Here is a 15,572-nt window from a genome sequence, read left to right on the forward strand (position 1 = left end):
CCGCCCGGCACTCGACCCGGATGTGCGGGGGGCCGGAACCGGTCACCCCGGGAACGCGCGGAGCGCCGAGGCGTGGGCCACCCCCTTGACGCGGACGCCGGAGGGGGACGTACGGTCCGGGCGTGAGAGCACCCGAGGCGACCGCTGCCGTGTTCGACCCCGAGACCTACGCCCGGGGCGTCCCCTACGACCTGTTCCGGGAGCTGCGCGAGCGCAGCCCCGTGTGCCGGGTGCCGGAGCCCGCCGTCGGTTCCTGGCCCGCCGGCCCCGGCTACTGGGCGGTCTTCCGGCACGCCGACGTCAAGCGGGTGCTGCGCGGTCCCGAGGTCTTCTCCTCGCACCTGGGCGCCACCCAGCTCCGGGACCCGGACAGTGCGGAGGACCTGGAGTTCGTCCGGGCGATGATGCTCAATCAGGACCCGCCCGCCCAGCTCCGGCTGCGCCGCATCGTCGCCGCGGCCTTCACCCCGCGCGCGGTGCGGGAGCTTGAACAGGTCATCGAGACCCGGGCGAACGCGCTCATCGACGCGGTGGTGGACCGGGGCGAGGCGGACTTCGTGGAGCTCGCCGCGGATCTGCCGGTGTGGACCCTCGCGCATGTCCTGGGCGTGCCGGAGGAGGACCGGCGGCTGCTCTTCGACTGGTCGAACCGGATCATCGGCTACCAGGACCCGGACCACGCGGGGACGAGCACCGCCGACCCCGCCTCGCTGAGCCCCCTCGGCCGCGCCGCCCTCGCCCTGCGCCCGGCCTCGCTCACCCGGCCCGACGGTGCCCCGCTCAATCCGCGCTCCCGGGCGGCGCTGCCCGACATGTTCGCCTATGCGCATGCGCTGGCCGGCCGGCCCCGGCCGGGGAGCGTGCTGGCGCGGATGGGTGCCGCGGGACTGACCCGCGAGGAGTTCGAGAACATGTTCTTCCTCTTTGCGGTGGCCGGGAACGAGACACTGCGCAATGGCATCCCCGGCGGGCTGCTGACCCTCCTCGACCACCCGGAGCAGTGCGCGATGCTGCGGGAGCGAAGGGAGCTGACGGCCTCGGCGGTGGAGGAGGTGCTGCGGTACTGGCCGCCCGTCATGGACTTCAGGCGCACCGCCACCCGGGACACCGAGCTCGCGGGCCGGCGCATCCGGCGCGGCGAGAAGGTCGTCGTCTACCACGCCTCCGCCAACCGGGACGAGCGGGTCTTCCCCGACCCGGACCGCTTCGACATCACCCGCACGCCCAACGACCACGTCAGCTTCGGCTTCGGCCCGCACCTCTGCCTGGGGGCCCATCTCGCGCGCACCCAGCTGCGGGCCATGCTGCGGGCCGCGCTGGACCGGCTGCCCGGTCTGGAGCGTGCGGGCGAGGCCGTCCGGCTGACCTCCAACCTCCAGAACGGCCTCAAGCACCTGCCGGTCAGCTGGCGAACAGCTCGGTGAACGGGCCGGTGGCGGCGGCGGCTTCATGGCCGAAGGGTGAGTTGAAGTCCCAGATGAGGAAGAGCAGGAAGGCGATCAGCGCACTGTAGAGCCCGGCCAGCAGCAGCTCCCGCGGCGAGCGCCGGATCTGCAGGGTGAAGATCAGCCCCACCGCGACCAGCGCCCCGCCGATCAGCCCGAACCACACCACGCCGGGCATGGTGTCGTCGGCGTTCTGCGCCCGGGCGTTGCGGGCGGCGTTGGCCGCGCCCACCTGGTCCAGCAGCGGCTGGTACGACTGGCTCTCATGGTCGTTGCGCGGGGTGTAGGAGGTGACGTCCGCCCGTACCCGGTCCAGCAGTTGGGCGCCCTGGTCGGTGAGGTGCTGCTGCTCGAGCATCACGGGCCACTCCCGGTGCACCACATAACTCACATAGGTGTGGACGTCCTGGCGGGTGCGGTCGCGGGCCTCGGGCGCGTACGCCTGGACCCGCTCGGAGACCTCGTGCAGGGCCTGGGCCTCGGCCAGCACCGTGGTCTGCGCGGCATTGCGTGCCTCCCAGACGCCGGCGATGGCCAGGCCCAGCACGATGGCATAGACCACGCCGACCATCATCGTCATGTACTCGATCACATCGGGGGTTTGGGAGGGGTCGTCGTCCTTGCCGCGCCTGCGCTCCCTGAGCACGGTGATGCTCAGCACGACGGCGATCGCGGCGGCCATCGCAAGGGCCAGAACCAGCCACTCGGACAAGGGGGAACCTCCGGGAGTCGGGCGGTGCGGTGCGGGGTCAACGGCCGCCGCGCCCGCCGCCGGAGCGCGGGCGCAGCATGGCGGCGGCGAGCACGGCCGGGGCGGTGAGCAGCAGGGTGAGCGTCACCAGCGAGGACCCGCCCCGGGGCGGTTTGCCGGCGGCCTGGTGGTAGGTGCGCAGCGGGCGGGGGCCGGGCGGGGGCGGCGGGGTGGGGGACGGCGCCGGGCTGCTGGGCCCGGGCGGCGGGGGCTGCGGGACGCGGTGCGGTGCGGGCCGGTGTGGTGCAGGCCGGTGCGGCCCGGGCTTCGGCGGCCCGGGCTTCGGCGGTACCGGCCCGGGGGACGGCTTCGCCGGTGGCGGCAGGCGCGGGGGCGGCGGGGGTGCCGGGGTGGGCGAGGGGGTGGGCCACCGGCAGAGGATGGCCATGGCGGCGTCGTCCCCGGAGCGGGAACGGGCGGTGAGGCACCCCGGTCCGAAGCCGGTCAGTGGGGCACCGGGGTCCGGGGTCCCGGTGCCGGCCTCCATGGATCCCGCCCCGCCCCGGATCCGGACGGTGGCCGGGGGAGGAGCGGTGGGGGGCCCGTCGGCCGGACCGGCTCCCGCCGTCGCCAGCACGGCCACCAGGGCCACACCCACCGCTCGTCCCGCTCGAAGCCATCCGCTCACGACGGAGATGGTGCGGTGCCCCTTCCGCCGCTACCCGGCACTCCGGGCGGATTCCGCCGATGGGATGAAAATCGGCCGGTGGGCGGTCGCGAGGTTTACCGCGAGTCCTTCTCTGACGCCCGTTCGAGGATGGGCCCCAGGTCCGTACCGGGCGGCAGGGTGCCGAATGCCTGTCCCCAGTCACCGCCGAGCCGGGAGGCGCAGAAGGCGTCGGCGACGGCTGGGATGCTGTGCCGCACCAGCAGGCTGCCCTGCAGGACGAGGGTGAGCTGCTCGGCGAGCCGGCGGGCGAGCAGCTGGGCGCGGTGCGGTTCGCCGAGGGTGCCCAGCAGTTCCCGTACCCGGGCGGCCGCGGCGTCGAGCCGGGCGTCCGCCCCGGCGGCCGCCCCGACCTCGGCGAAGTAGGCGTCCAGCGCGGCCGGTTCCCTGGTCAGCGCGCGCAGCACGTCCAGCGCCGCGACATTGCCCGAGCCCTCCCAGATGGACAGCAGCGGCGCCTCCCGGTAGAGGCGGGGCATGCCGGACTCCTCGACATAGCCGTTGCCGCCCAGGCACTCCAGTGCCTCGGCGGCGTGCGCGCTGCCGCGCTTGCACACCCAGTACTTGCCCGCCGCCAGCCCCAGCCGCCGCAGCGCCCCCTCCGCGGCGTCCCCTTCCTCGGACCGGTCCAGCGCCGCCGCGAGCCGCATCGCCAGCACCGTCGCCGCCTCGGATTCCACGGCGAGGTCCGCCAGGACATTGCGCATCAGCGGCTGGTCGATCAGCTCCGCGCCGAACGCCCGCCGGTGTGCGGTGTGGTGCAGGGCCTGGCGCAGCCCGGCCCGCATCCCGGCCGCCGAGCCGAGGACGCAGTCGAGCCGGGTCATGTTGACCATCTCCACGATGGTGCGCACCCCGCGCCCCGGCTCGCCCACCGGCCAGGCGACGGCCCGCTCGTACTCGATCTCCGCCGAGGCGTTGGAGCGGTTGCCGAGCTTGTCCTTGAGCCGCTGCAGCCGCATGGCGTTGCGGGTGCCATCGGGCAGCACCCGGGGCATCAGGAAACAGGTCAGCCCCTCCGTTGCCTGGGCCAGCACCAGGAACAGATCGCTCATCGGCGCGGAGGTGAACCACTTGTGCCCGGTGATCACATACGAGCCGTCGCCCGCCGGCTCGGCCGTCGTGGTGTTGGCCCGGACGTCCGAGCCGCCCTGTTTCTCCGTCATCGACATCCCCGCGATCAGACCCCGCTTGCCGAGCGGCGGGCGCAGTCCGTAGTCGTAGCTGCGGGATGCGAGCAGCGGCTCATAGGCGGTGGCCAGCTCGGGCTGGGCGCGCAGCGCGGGCACGGCGGCATAGGTCATGGAGATGGGGCAGCCGTGCCCGGGCTCGGCCTGTGCCCAGGCGTAGAACTTCGCCGCGCGCACCAGGTGGGCGCCGGGGCGGGCCTCGGCCCAGGGGGCGGCGTGCTGTCCGCTCTCCACGGCCGCGGTCATCAGCTGGTGCCAGGCGGGGTGGAAGTCGACCTCGTCGATCCGGTGGCCGTACCGGTCGTGGGTGCGCAGCACCGGCGGGTTGGCCTCGGCCATCCGCGCCCAGTCCTGCACCTCCGGCGAACCGGCCCGGGCCCCGAGCTCGCGCACCTGTGTCTCGCCCCAGCCGCCGCCGTCCCGGCGCAGGGCCTCCAGCAGCGCCGGGTCGTCGGTGGTGGTGAAGCCGGTCAGGGGTGGGGCTTGGTTGAAGACCTCATGGGTGGCACTCACGTCGACCTCCGGTCCAGATTGACGGGGTACGGACAAGCGGTGCCGGTCATTATCCTCGGCCGCCCCGGGCCCGGGTGGGCACATGGGGTTTATGAGGAATCGGTGACAGTTCTGGCAGGCGACAGATGGATGGCGCAATCATGTGCTTAGCCGATCGATACTGTCCGTATGTCACGCGTGCTTCTGATCGAGGACGACCGGGCCGTCAGGGAAGGGGTCACCCTCACCCTGCGCCGCCGCGGCCACGATGTCGAGGCCGCGGCGACCGGCGAGGCCGGGCTCGCCGCGCTCGGCGCCTTCCGGCCCGACCTCGTCCTGCTGGACCTGATGCTCCCCGATGTGAGCGGCTTCGAGGTCTGCCGCCGCATCCGCGCCACCCAGCAGATCCCGATCATCATGCTCACCGCGCGCGGCGACGACATAGACGTGGTCCTCGGCCTGGAGGCCGGCGCCGACGACTACATCGTCAAGCCCGCCCGGGGCGAGGTCCTCGAGGCCCGCATCCGCGCCGTGCTGCGCCGCGCCGCCCCGGTCGACGGCGCCGAGGCGGCCCCGGCACCCCTGGCCGCCGAAACCCATGGCGACCTGGCCATCGACCGCTCCGGACTGCTGGTGGCCAAGCACGGCCAGGACCTCACGCTCGCCCCCTCCGAGATGAAGCTGCTGCTCCACCTGTCCGCCACCCCCGGCCGGGTCTTCAGCCGCCAGCAGCTCCTGGAGCAGGTGTGGGAGCACAGCTACCACGGCGACGCCCGGCTGGTGGACGCCTGTGTCATGCGGCTGCGGATCAAGGTCGAGGACTCCTCCCGCACCCCCCGCTACATCCAGACCGTGCGCGGCTTCGGCTACCGGTTCGGGCCGCTGTGAGCGAGCCGGTGATCCGGTCCCGCCGCTTCGCCCCGCTCACCCTGGTACGTGGCCTGCGAGCCCGGCTCGTGGTGGCCTTCCTGCTGGTGGCCGCGCTGAGCGCATTCATCACAGCGGGGCTGACCTTCCGCTCCGCACGCACGGCGATCCTCAAGCACACCCAGGACGCCGCCGTGGAGACCCTGCGCAGCCAGGTCAACTCGCAGGCCCCCGACCTCCCTTCGCCTCCCAAGCGCGAGGACCTCGTGAAATTCACCCAGAGACTCGCCCGGGCCGGCGTCACCCAGCACTGGATCTTCTACGCCCGCTACCAGGACGGGCCCCTTGTGCCCGCCGTCCCGGTGGGCCCGGGCATCCCGGACGGGGTGGCCGAGAAGGTCAAGGCCGGCATCCCCGCCATCCAGCGCATCGACAAGGACGGCAAGCCCTGGCTCGCCATCGGCCTGCCCGTCACCTACAGCAACGACACCGGAATGTCCGGCCTCAAGGTCTTCGCCCAGGTGCCGCTCCGCGAGGACGAGGCCAACGTCCAGGCCCTGGTCGACGCCGCCCAGCAGGGAGCGCTGCCCGCCGTCGCCTTCGCCGTGATCCCGGCCCTGCTCGCCGCCCGCGGCGTGCTGCGGCCGGTCCGCGCCCTGCGCCGCGGCACCCAGCGCATCACCGAGGGCGCCCTGGACACCCGGCTCGAGGTGGCCGGACGCGATGAACTCGCCGAACTCTCCCGGACGTTCAACGGCATGGCCGCCGCCCTGGAGAAGAACGTTGCCGAGCTGCGCCGCATGGAGGCCAACTCCCGGCGCTTCGCCGCCGATGTCTCCCACGAGCTGCGCACCCCGCTGGCCGCGATGACCGCCGTCGCCGATGTCCTCGACGAGGACGCCGCCGGGCTCGACCCCGACACCGCCTACGCCGTGCGCCTGATCAGCGAGGAGACCGTCAAGCTCGCCCGGATGGTCGAGGACCTGATGGAGATCTCCCGCTTCGACGCGGGCGCCGCCGCCCTGCTCCTCGACGAGGTCGACGTCGCCGAGACCGTGCGCAAGACCCTCCAGGCGCGCGGCTGGCAGGACAAGGCCGAGGCCGACCTGCCCGAGGGCGTACGGGCCCGGCTGGACACCCGCCGCATCGACGTCGTGGTCGCCAACCTCGTCGGCAACGCCCTGCGGCACGGCGGCGAGCCCGTGCGCGTCTCGGTGCGCGTCGCACCGCACGACCGGGACCCGAGGCTGCTGATCGAGGTCGCGGACCGGGGCAAGGGCATCGGCCCCGAGGTGCTGCCGCACGTCTTCGACCGGTTCTACAAGGCGGACGCCGCCCGGGTCCGCTCCGAGGGCAGCGGGCTGGGGCTCGCCATCACCCTGGAGAACGTGCACCTGCACGACGGGACCATCCGGGTGGCCAACAGACCTGAAGGAGGAGCGGTGTTCACCGTCGACCTCCCCCTGCGCACCGGAGGCGAGGACGCGTGAAGGCACGAAGCGCCGCGATCGCGGCACTGCTCATGGGCACCCTGGCGGGCTGCGGCATCGAGTCGACCGATGTCATCGAATTCGGTCAGCCCGCGACCGGCGTCAAGCGGCCCGGAACGAGGGCCTACCAGGCGGTGCTCTACTTCGGTGCCTTCGACGGCATCGCACGTTCGGCCCGTCCCGCCAAGGCCCCGGTGACCGCGGAAGAGGCCGTGCTGCTGTTGCTGAAGGGCCCCAACGAGGCCGAGACCCAGCGCGGTTACTACTCCGAGCTGATGTTCAAGCCGGGCTCGGGGGTGTTTGTCAGCACCGGCCGGAACGAGGTCGACATCCGGTTGCCCGTCGACGTCGGCCGCCTCAGCAAGACCGCTCGCGACCAGTTGGCCTGCACGGCCGCCAACAACGTCGTCCCCGGCGACATGCCGCCCGGCACGGCGAGAGTGAACCTCATCGGCGGCGGACGGACAGTGCCGAACCAGCGCTGTCCCTTCCCCGCTCATCCCAACGCGGCGCCCTGACCGCCCTGCCGGGACGGCGGCAACGAGTGCGGGGCGGATCCGAGGATCCGCCCCGCACTCGTCCGTTCGCTCAACTCTGGTCCGCCGCCCGGAAGCCGCGCAGCCGCAGGCTGTTGCCGACCACGAAGACCGAGGAGAAGGCCATCGCGGCCCCGGCGATCATCGGGTTGAGCAGGCCGGCGGCGGCCAGTGGGAGCGCGGCCACGTTATAGGCGAAGGCCCAGAAGAGGTTGGACTTGATGGTCCCCAGGGTCCTGCGGGAGAGCCGGATCGCATCGGCCGCCGCCCGCAGGTCGCCGCGGACCAGGGTGAGGTCACCGGCCTCGATGGCGGCATCGGTGCCGGTGCCCATGGCCAGCCCGAGGTCGGCCTGGGCGAGGGCCGCGGCGTCGTTGACGCCATCGCCGACCATGGCCACCGAACGCCCCTCGGCCTGCAGCCGCTTGACGACATCCACCTTGTCCTGCGGCAGCACCTCGGCGATCACCTCATCGATGCCGACCTCGGCGGCCACCGCCTCGGCGACGGCCTTGTTGTCACCGGTCAGCAGGATCGGGGTGAGGCCCAGCGCGCGCAGCCGGCGGACGGCCTCGGGGCTGGTCTCCTTGACCGCGTCCGCCACCTCCAGCACCGCCCGGGCCGCACCGTCCCAGGCCACCACGATCGCGGTGCGGCCCGCCGCCTCGGCCCCGGCCTTGGCCTCGGCCAGCTCCCGGGGCAGCCGCATCGCCCACTCGATGAGCAGCTTCTCCCGCCCCACCAGCACCGCGTGACCCTCGACCATGCCCTGCACCCCGAGGCCGGGCAGGTTGGCGAAGTCCTCCGGTACCGGCAGCGGACCGACCCGGCCGGCCGCCCCCGCGGCGACGGCCTGTGCGATGGGGTGCTCGGAGGAGTGCTCCAACGCGCCTGCCAGCCGCAGCACTTCGGCCTCATCGGTGCCGGCCGCGGGGTGCACCCGGAGCAGGGTCATCCGGCCGGTGGTGACGGTGCCGGTCTTGTCCAGGACGATGGTGTCCACGCCACGGGTGGTCTCCAGCACCTCGGGCCCCTTGATCAGGATGCCGAGCTGGGCGCCCCGCCCGGTGCCGACCATCAGGGCGGTGGGCGTGGCCAGCCCCAGCGCGCAGGGGCAGGCGATGATCAGTACCGCCACGGCGGCGGTGAAGGCCGCCGTCAGGCCCGCCCCGGTGGCGAGCCAGAAACCGAGGGTGCCCAGCGCTAGAGCGATCACCACGGGGACGAACACGGCGGAGATCCGGTCCGCGAGCCGCTGGGCCGCGGCCTTGCCGTTCTGGGCCTCCTCCACCAGCCGTGCCATCCGGGCCAGTTGGGTGTCCGAGCCGACCCGGGTGGCCGCCACCACCAGACGCCCGCCGGCGTTGAGGGTGGCGCCGGTGACCGCGTCGCCGACCCCGACCTCCACCGGGACGGACTCACCGGTGAGCATCGAGGCGTCCACGGCCGAGCTGCCCTCGACGACCGTGCCATCGGTGGCGATCTTCTCGCCGGGACGGACCAGGAAGCGGTCTCCGACGGCCAGCTCCTCGGTGCGGATCAGCACCTCGCGCCCGTCCCGCAGGACGGTCACCTCCTTGGCGCCCAGCTCCAGCAGCGCCCGGAGCGCGGCCCCGGCCCGGCGCTTGGCACGGGCCTCGAAATAGCGCCCGGCCAGGATGAAGGCGGTCACCCCGGCCGCCGCCTCCAGATAGATGTTGCCCGCCCCGTCGCTGCGCGCGATGGTCAGCTCGAAGGAGTGCGTCATGCCCGGCATGCCCGCGTCCCCGAAGAACAGCGCCCACACCGACCACAGGAAGGCGGCCGAGGTGCCCACCGAGATGAGGGTGTCCATGGTGGCGGCGCCATGGCGGGCATTGGTGACGGCGGCGCGGTGGAAGGGCCAGGCCGCATAGGTGACCACCGGCGCGGTCAGGGTCAGGGACAGCCACTGCCAGTACTCGAACTGCCAGCCGGGCACCATGGCCAGCACGATCACCGGGACGGCCAGCACCACGGCGGTGATCAGCCGCTGCCGGAGCAGGGTCAGCTCCTCCGCCGCCTCGTCCTGCCCGGCCGGAGCGCCGGGTGTGCGGGGCGCGGGCGGCGCCGCGGTGTAGCCGGTGGCCTCGACGGTGGCCACCAGGTCGGCCACCGCGAGGTCCGTGCGATAGGTGACCTTGGCCTTCTCGGTCGCGTAGTTGACGGTGGCCGTCACGCCATCCATGCGGTTGAGCTTCTTCTCTATGCGCGCGGCGCACGAGGCGCAGGTCATACCACCGATGGCGAGTTCGACCTGGGCGGTACCCGTGGTGTCGGTGGGACTGGATGTCGTGGTGGTCATCACTGCTCCTCGAGACTGCGTGCGTCCGTTATACCCCGAGGGGGTATCGCGCCGTGATGCATGTATACCCCCCTGGTGTATCTGCCGCAAGGGGTTCAGTCTCGTTTTTGATACCCCTATGGGGTATATACCCGGGCGGCGGTATCGACCCACGGCACCCACGGCACCCACGGCACTCCGGGAAACAACGGCCCCTAACCGCCCAACACCCGCGCCCTGCACTCCGACGGCGCCCCCCACGCATACCGCAGCGCCCTCGCCCTGCCGATCCACAGCGACAGGTCGTACTCCGCGGTGTAGCCGATCGCCCCGTGCACCTGCAGCGCGGTACGCGCGGCCGCGTACGCGGCCTCGCACGCGGCGACCTTGGCCGCGGCCACCTCGGCCGACGCCGACCCCTCGGTCCCGCAGCCCGCCAGGGCCACCGCGGCCCCGTACAGCAGGGGCCTGGCGAACTCCAGCCCGATGAACACGTCCGCAAGCCGGTGCTTCACGGCCTGGAACGAGCCGATGGCCACCCCGAACTGCACCCGCCGCCGGGCGTGGGCGACCGTCCGGTCCAGCAGCGCATACCCCACCCCCAGCGCCTGCGCGGCGGTGGCGAACGCCGCCCAGTCGGCGGCATGCCCGGCCGCTCCCCGCAGCGCGGGGCCCGCCGCCAGCAACTCCCCGCCGTCGCACGGCCGGGCGAGCCGCCGAGCCGGGTCGAGGGACGGCGGACCCGGCTCGACGGCGCCCGCCAGGCGCAGCTCGCCCCCGGTCGCCACCAGCACCGCCTCCGCCACCTCCGCATCCAGCGCATACGGGCCCACCGCCGGCACGGCCAGCGTCAGCACGGCCCGCCCCGCGCAGACCCGGGGCAGCCACCGCCCGGCGGGGCCCGGCAGGCCCCGCCCGGCCAGGTGCCCCAGCAGCGCCGCGGCCGCCACCGTCTCCACCAGCGGACCCGGCACACCATGGCGGCCCAGCTCGACAAAGGCCACGGCCACTTCCACCGGAAGCGGCCCCACCCCGCCGTACTCCTCCCCGGCGCTCAGCGCGAAGACGCCCGCCCGCGCCGCCCGTTCCCACAGGTCCAGGCCCGGGCCCGGCTCGCCGCGCGCCCACGCCCGGATCGCCGACGGGGTGTCGGCCGCCCCGAACATCGCGTCCAGCGTCCGGCCGAAGGCCGCCTGCTCGGCGTCCAGGCAGAACCTCATCCCCGGCGTCCTTTCGGCAGGCCGAGCAGCCGTTCGGCGATGATGTCGCGCTGGATCTCATTGGTGCCCGCGTAGACCGGCCCGGCCAGGGCGAAGGTGTGGCCGTCCGGCCAGCTCCCCGCCGCGAGTTCACCCTCCGCGCCCAGCAGATCCAGGGCCGTCTCATGCAGATCCAGGTCCAGCTCGGACCAGAAGACCTTGGTCAGGCTGGCCTCCGCGACCCCGCCGTCGCCCCGCGCCGCCCGCTCGTAGCCGTACAGCCGGTAGGCGCGCGCCCGGATCACCGCATCGGCCACCCGGTCGCGCAGGGCGGTGGCGCGCGGGTCGCCGGTGGCACGCCACAGGGCGGCCAGCCGCTCCGCGGCGGCGGTGAACCGGCCGGGGCTGCGCAGCGTCAGCCCGCGCTCCTCGCCCGCCGTGCTCATGGCCACCCGCCAGCCCTGCCCAGGCTCGCCGAGCACATCCGCGTCGGGCACGAAGACCTCGTCGAGGAAGATCTCGGCGAAGACCGGCCTGCCGTCCAGCCGGGCGATGGGCCGTACCGTCACCCCGGCGGCGTCCAGCGGGAACATCGCATAGGTCAGCCCCCGGTGCGGTCGCTCCGCGCCCGGGTGGCTGCGGAACAGGCCGAAGGCCCGGTCGGCGAACACGGCCCGGGACGACCAGGTCTTCTGCCCGCTGAGCAGCCAGCCGCCCGCCGCGCGCACCGCGACGGACCGCAGCGAGGCGAGGTCGGAACCGGCCTCCGGCTCGGACCAGGCCTGCGCCCAGACGGTCTCGCCGCTCGCCATCGCGGGCAGCAGCCGGGCCCGCTGCTCGGCGGTGCCGTGCTCGAGCAGCGTGGGACCGAGCAACTGGACGCCGTTCCGGCCGACTCGGACGGGGCCGCCGGCCGCGTGGTACTCCTCCTCGAAGAGCAGCCACTCCAGCAGCGAGCACCCCCGGCCGCCGTACTCCACCGGCCAGCGGACCACCGACCACCCGGCGTCATACAACTCCCGCTCCCACTGGCGGTGTTCGGCGAAGCCCCGGGCCGTCTCCGGCGATGCGAGCGGGGCGGGCGGCACATGCGCCGCCAGCCAGCCGCGGGCCTCGGCGCGGAAGGCCCGTTCCCCGGCGGCCGGTTCCAGGTCCACCGCTAGGAACCCTTCATCGCGCGGATGTCCATTCCGCCCAGCGCATCGGCGGAGGTCTCCGCATTGTGCGCATGGGCCAGATGGTGCAGCCCGAAGGCCGAGTCCAGCCCGGCGTGCAGCCCTTGCAGGTCTTCCGCCTGGTTGACGGCGCGCTTGGCCAGCGCGAGACCCATGCGGGGCATCCGGGCGATGCGGGTGGCCAAACCGAGCGTACGGTCGGCGAGTTCGGCCCGCGGTACGACCAGGTTGACCATCCCGACCTCGTAGGCGCGCCGCGCGCTCATCCGGTCGCCGGTGTAGAGGAACTCCTTGGCGATGCGGGGCGGCATCACCCAGGGGTGGGCGAAGTACTCCACACCCGGGATGCCCATCCGCACCACCGGGTCGGCAAAGAAGGCATCCTCGCTCGCCACGATCAGATCGCACACCCAGGCCAGCATCAACCCACCGGCCACACAGGCGCCTTGAACCGCGGCGAGCACCGGCTTGGGCAGCTCCCGCCAGCGCCGGCACATGCCCAGATAGACCTCGGACTCCCGGGCGAACCGCTGCTCCGCCCCCGCCTTGTCCGAGTGGTCCCACCACAGGCCCGCCCGGCGCTCGAAGGGGAGATGGGCGTCGCGGCCCGGGCTGCCGATGTCATGACCCGCGGAGAAGTGATCGCCCGCGCCCGCGAGGACGACCACCTTGACCCGGTCATCGGCCGCGGCCGTGGCGAACGCGTCGTCCAGGGCGTAAGTCATCGCGGAATTCTGGGCGTTGCGGTACTCGGGCCGGTCCATGGTGACCGTTGCGACCGGGCCGTGCCGCTCATAGCGCACTGTCATCGCCGATCCTTCCCTAACAAGTGTTTGGTAGGTTAACGTACGGCCATGAGCAGCGTCGAGGACTCCCGCGCCGCCCCGCCCCGCTATCTCCCCGGCCACGAACTGCTGTTGGGCCGGACCGCGGTGGTCACCGCCGCCGCCGGCACCGGCATCGGCGGGGCGACGGCGCGCCGCTTCCTCGAGGAAGGCGCCCGGGTGGTCCTCGGCGACGCGCACCCCCGCCGCCTCGCGGCGGCGACCGCCGCGCTCGCCGCGGAGTTCGGCGCCGAACGCGTCGCCGGAACGCCCTGCGACGTCACCGACGAGGCACAGATCACCGCCCTGCTCGACCTCGCCGGGGAACGGCACGGCACCCTCGACATCCTGGTCAACAACGCCGGACTCGGCGGCACCGCGGAGCTCACGGAGATGACCGACGAGCAGTGGGACCAAGTCATCGCCACCACCCTGACCGGCACCTTCCGCTGCACCCGCGCCGCCCTGCGCCGGATGCGGGCCGGCGGCACCGGCGGCACCGTGATCAACAACGCCTCCGTGCTGGGCTGGCGCGCCCAGCGCGGCCAGGCCCACTACGCCGCGGCCAAGGCCGGGGTGATGGCTCTCACCCGCTGCGCGGCCATGGAGGCCGCGGCCTATGGAGTGCGGGTCAACGCCGTGGCGCCGAGCCTGGCCCTGCACCCGAACCTGGCCAGGGTCACCACGCCCGGCCTGCTCGCGGAGCTCGCCGGCCGGGAGGCCTTCGGGCGGCCCGCCGAGCCCTGGGAGGTGGCCAATGTCATCGTCTTCCTCGCCGCCGACTACTCCTCGTATATGACCGGCGAGACCGTCTCCGTCAGCAGCCAGCGCGCGTGACCGACAATGAAACCGTGCCGACCAGCAAGAAAACCACCGCCCATCCGGACGGTCGCCGCCGCGAACTGCTCGCGACCGCCGCCGAGGTGTTCGCCGCCCAGGGCTACCGCGCCACCACCGTCCGCCGGATCGCCGACCAGGCGGGCATCCTCGCGGGCAGCCTCTACTACCACTTCGACTCCAAGGAGTCGATGCTGGACGAGATCCTCACCACCTTCCTGGACGAACTGTGGGCCGGCTACGACCGCGTGCTCGCCGCCGGCCTCGGCCCCCGGGAGACCATCGAGGCCCTGGTCACCGAGTCCTTCCGGGAGATCGACCGGCACCGCGCCGCCGTCGCCGTCTACCAGAAGGAGGCCCGGCACCTCACGGACCACCCGCGCTTCGGCTATCTCGCCGAATCCCAGCGCAAGTTCAAGGCCGCCTGGCTGGGCACCCTGCAACGCGGCGCCGCCGAGGGCGCGTTCCGCGCCGACCTCGACGCCCGGCTCGCCTACCGCTTCCTGCGCGACACGGTGTGGGTCGCGGCCTCCTGGTACCGGCCGGGCGGACAGCACGGCCCGGAGGAGATCGCCCGGCAGTATCTGTCCATGGTCCTGGACGGCATCGCCGTACAACCGTAGGAGCCCGTCATGACCGAGGCATTCATCGTCGGCGCGGTACGCACCCCGGTGGGCCGCCGGGGCGGCGGCCTGGCCGCCGCCCACCCGGCCGACCTCGGCGCCCATGTCCTCACCGCGCTGCTGGACCGCACCGGCATCGATCCGGCCGCCGTCGACGACGTCGTCTTCGGCTGCCTCGACACGGTCGGACCGCAGGCCGGTGACATCGCCCGGACCAGCTGGCTGGCCGCCGGACTGCCGGAGTCCGTACCCGGCGTCACCGTCGACCGGCAGTGCGGATCCTCCCAGCAGGCCGTCCACTTCGCCGCCCAGGCGGTGCTCTCCGGCACCCAGGACCTGGTCGTCGCGGGCGGAGTCCAGAACATGTCACTGATCCCCATCGCCTATGCGAGCCGCCGGGCGGCCGAGCCACTGGGGCTGACCGAGGGCCCGTTCGCCGGATCCCTCGGCTGGCGCGAACGCTATGGCGACCGGCCCGTCAGCCAGTTCCACGGCGCCGAGCGGATCGCCGAGGAATGGGGCATCTCCCGCCGGGAGATGGAGGAGTACGCGCTGCGCTCGCACCGGCAGGCGGTACGGGCGACCGACGAGGGCCGCTTCGACCGCGAACTGACCGCCTTTGGCGAAGTGTCGGCGGACGAAGGCCCCCGCCGGGACACCTCCCTGGCGAAGATGTCCGCCCTCCCGCCGGTACTGCCCGGCGGCCGGCTCACCGCGGCCCTCTCCTCGCAGGTCTCCGACGGCGCGGCCGCCCTGCTGATCGCCGGCGAACGGGCCGTGCGACAGCATGGGTTGACGCCCCGGGCCCGCATCCACCATCTCTCGGTACGCGGCGAGGACCCCATCCGGATGCTCACCGCACCCATCCCGGCCACCGCCCACGCCCTGAAGAGAGCGGGCCTGACCATCGGTGACATCGACCTGGTCGAGATCAACGAGGCGTTCGCCCCGGTGGTCCTGGCCTGGCTGCGCGAGACCGGAGCCGACCCCGGCCGGGTCAATGTCAACGGCGGCGCGATCGCACTGGGGCACCCGCTCGGCGCGACCGGGGCACGACTGATGACCACCCTGCTGCACGAACTGGAGCGCACCGGCGGACGGTTCGGACTGCAGACCATGTGCGAAGGGGGAGGGCAGGCGAATGTGACGATCGTCGAGCGGGTGTGGTGAACAC

At 73.3% G+C, this 15,572-nt stretch carries 14 protein-coding genes; 7 read left to right on the forward strand and 7 right to left on the reverse strand.

Features of this window, described 5'->3' with window-relative positions:
- Positions 1–122 precede the first annotated feature (122 nt).
- Positions 123–1,424, forward strand: a complete 1,302-nt coding sequence (locus ABCR83_RS16980) for a cytochrome P450 (protein ID WP_462695867.1) — start codon at positions 123–125, stop codon at positions 1,422–1,424.
- Here the strand turns inward: ABCR83_RS16980 and ABCR83_RS16985 are convergent.
- The 3 genes from ABCR83_RS16985 to ABCR83_RS16995 all read right to left on the reverse strand — a co-directional run bounded on the left by ABCR83_RS16985 (position 1,402) and on the right by ABCR83_RS16995 (position 4,566).
- Positions 1,402–2,157: a bestrophin-like domain gene (locus tag ABCR83_RS16985; protein WP_462695868.1), complete on the reverse strand. Its 756-nt coding sequence runs from the start codon at positions 2,155–2,157 to the stop codon at positions 1,402–1,404. The two genes, ABCR83_RS16980 and ABCR83_RS16985, sit on opposite strands and share 23 nt — an antisense overlap.
- 37 nt (positions 2,158–2,194) lie before the next feature.
- Positions 2,195–2,824 carry a hypothetical protein gene (locus tag ABCR83_RS16990; protein WP_462695869.1) on the reverse strand — a complete coding sequence of 210 codons (630 nt, stop codon included), beginning with the start codon at positions 2,822–2,824 and terminating at the stop codon, positions 2,195–2,197.
- 95 nt (positions 2,825–2,919) lie between these two features.
- A complete protein-coding gene (locus ABCR83_RS16995; protein WP_462695870.1) occupies positions 2,920–4,566 on the reverse strand; it encodes an acyl-CoA dehydrogenase family protein in 1,647 nt (548 codons plus the stop codon).
- Positions 4,567–4,734: 168 nt separating this feature from the next.
- On the opposite strand from ABCR83_RS16995, the gene ABCR83_RS17000 reads away from it, so the two are divergent.
- From ABCR83_RS17000 to ABCR83_RS17010, 3 genes are read left to right on the forward strand one after another with little or no spacing between them, the layout of a single operon-like run.
- Entirely contained in the window at positions 4,735–5,433 is a 699-nt protein-coding gene (locus ABCR83_RS17000) for a response regulator (protein ID WP_462695871.1), read from the forward strand.
- Positions 5,430–6,902 carry an ATP-binding protein gene (locus ABCR83_RS17005; RefSeq protein ID WP_462695872.1) on the forward strand — a complete coding sequence of 491 codons (1,473 nt, stop codon included), beginning with the start codon at positions 5,430–5,432 and terminating at the stop codon, positions 6,900–6,902. The genes ABCR83_RS17000 and ABCR83_RS17005 overlap by 4 nt, the downstream gene beginning before the upstream one ends.
- The gene (locus ABCR83_RS17010; protein WP_462695873.1) at positions 6,899–7,420 is read left to right on the forward strand and encodes a hypothetical protein; all 522 of its coding nucleotides are present in this window, start codon (positions 6,899–6,901) and stop codon (positions 7,418–7,420) included. Before ABCR83_RS17005 ends, ABCR83_RS17010 begins: the two co-directional genes overlap by 4 nt.
- 70 nt (positions 7,421–7,490) lie before the next feature.
- On the opposite strand, the gene ABCR83_RS17015 is transcribed toward ABCR83_RS17010, so the two are convergent.
- From ABCR83_RS17015 to ABCR83_RS17030, 4 genes are all read right to left on the reverse strand, one after another.
- Entirely contained in the window at positions 7,491–9,761 is a 2,271-nt protein-coding gene (locus ABCR83_RS17015) for a heavy metal translocating P-type ATPase (protein WP_462695874.1), read from the reverse strand.
- Between the two features lie 194 nt (positions 9,762–9,955).
- Entirely contained in the window at positions 9,956–10,960 is a 1,005-nt protein-coding gene (locus ABCR83_RS17020; RefSeq protein ID WP_462695875.1) for an acyl-CoA dehydrogenase family protein, read from the reverse strand.
- Positions 10,957–12,096, reverse strand: coding sequence for an acyl-CoA dehydrogenase family protein (locus ABCR83_RS17025; RefSeq protein WP_462695876.1), 1,140 nt, complete (start codon positions 12,094–12,096; stop codon positions 10,957–10,959). The genes ABCR83_RS17020 and ABCR83_RS17025 overlap by 4 nt, the downstream gene beginning before the upstream one ends.
- A gap of 2 nt (positions 12,097–12,098) precedes the next feature.
- Positions 12,099–12,923, reverse strand: a complete 825-nt coding sequence (locus tag ABCR83_RS17030) for an enoyl-CoA hydratase (RefSeq protein WP_462695877.1) — start codon at positions 12,921–12,923, stop codon at positions 12,099–12,101.
- A 45-nt stretch (positions 12,924–12,968) separates the two neighbouring features.
- On the opposite strand from ABCR83_RS17030, the gene ABCR83_RS17035 reads away from it, so the two are divergent.
- From ABCR83_RS17035 to ABCR83_RS17045, 3 genes are read left to right on the forward strand one after another with little or no spacing between them, the layout of a single operon-like run.
- Complete coding sequence (locus tag ABCR83_RS17035; RefSeq protein WP_462695878.1) at positions 12,969–13,775, forward strand: SDR family oxidoreductase; 807 nt, start codon at positions 12,969–12,971, stop codon at positions 13,773–13,775.
- A gap of 14 nt (positions 13,776–13,789) precedes the next feature.
- A complete protein-coding gene (locus tag ABCR83_RS17040) occupies positions 13,790–14,398 on the forward strand; it encodes a TetR/AcrR family transcriptional regulator (protein WP_462695906.1) in 609 nt (202 codons plus the stop codon).
- A 9-nt stretch (positions 14,399–14,407) separates the two neighbouring features.
- Positions 14,408–15,568, forward strand: coding sequence for an acetyl-CoA C-acetyltransferase (locus ABCR83_RS17045; protein WP_462695879.1), 1,161 nt, complete (start codon positions 14,408–14,410; stop codon positions 15,566–15,568).
- Positions 15,569–15,572 lie beyond the last annotated feature (4 nt).

The organism is Streptomyces xingningensis, assembly GCF_054957865.1.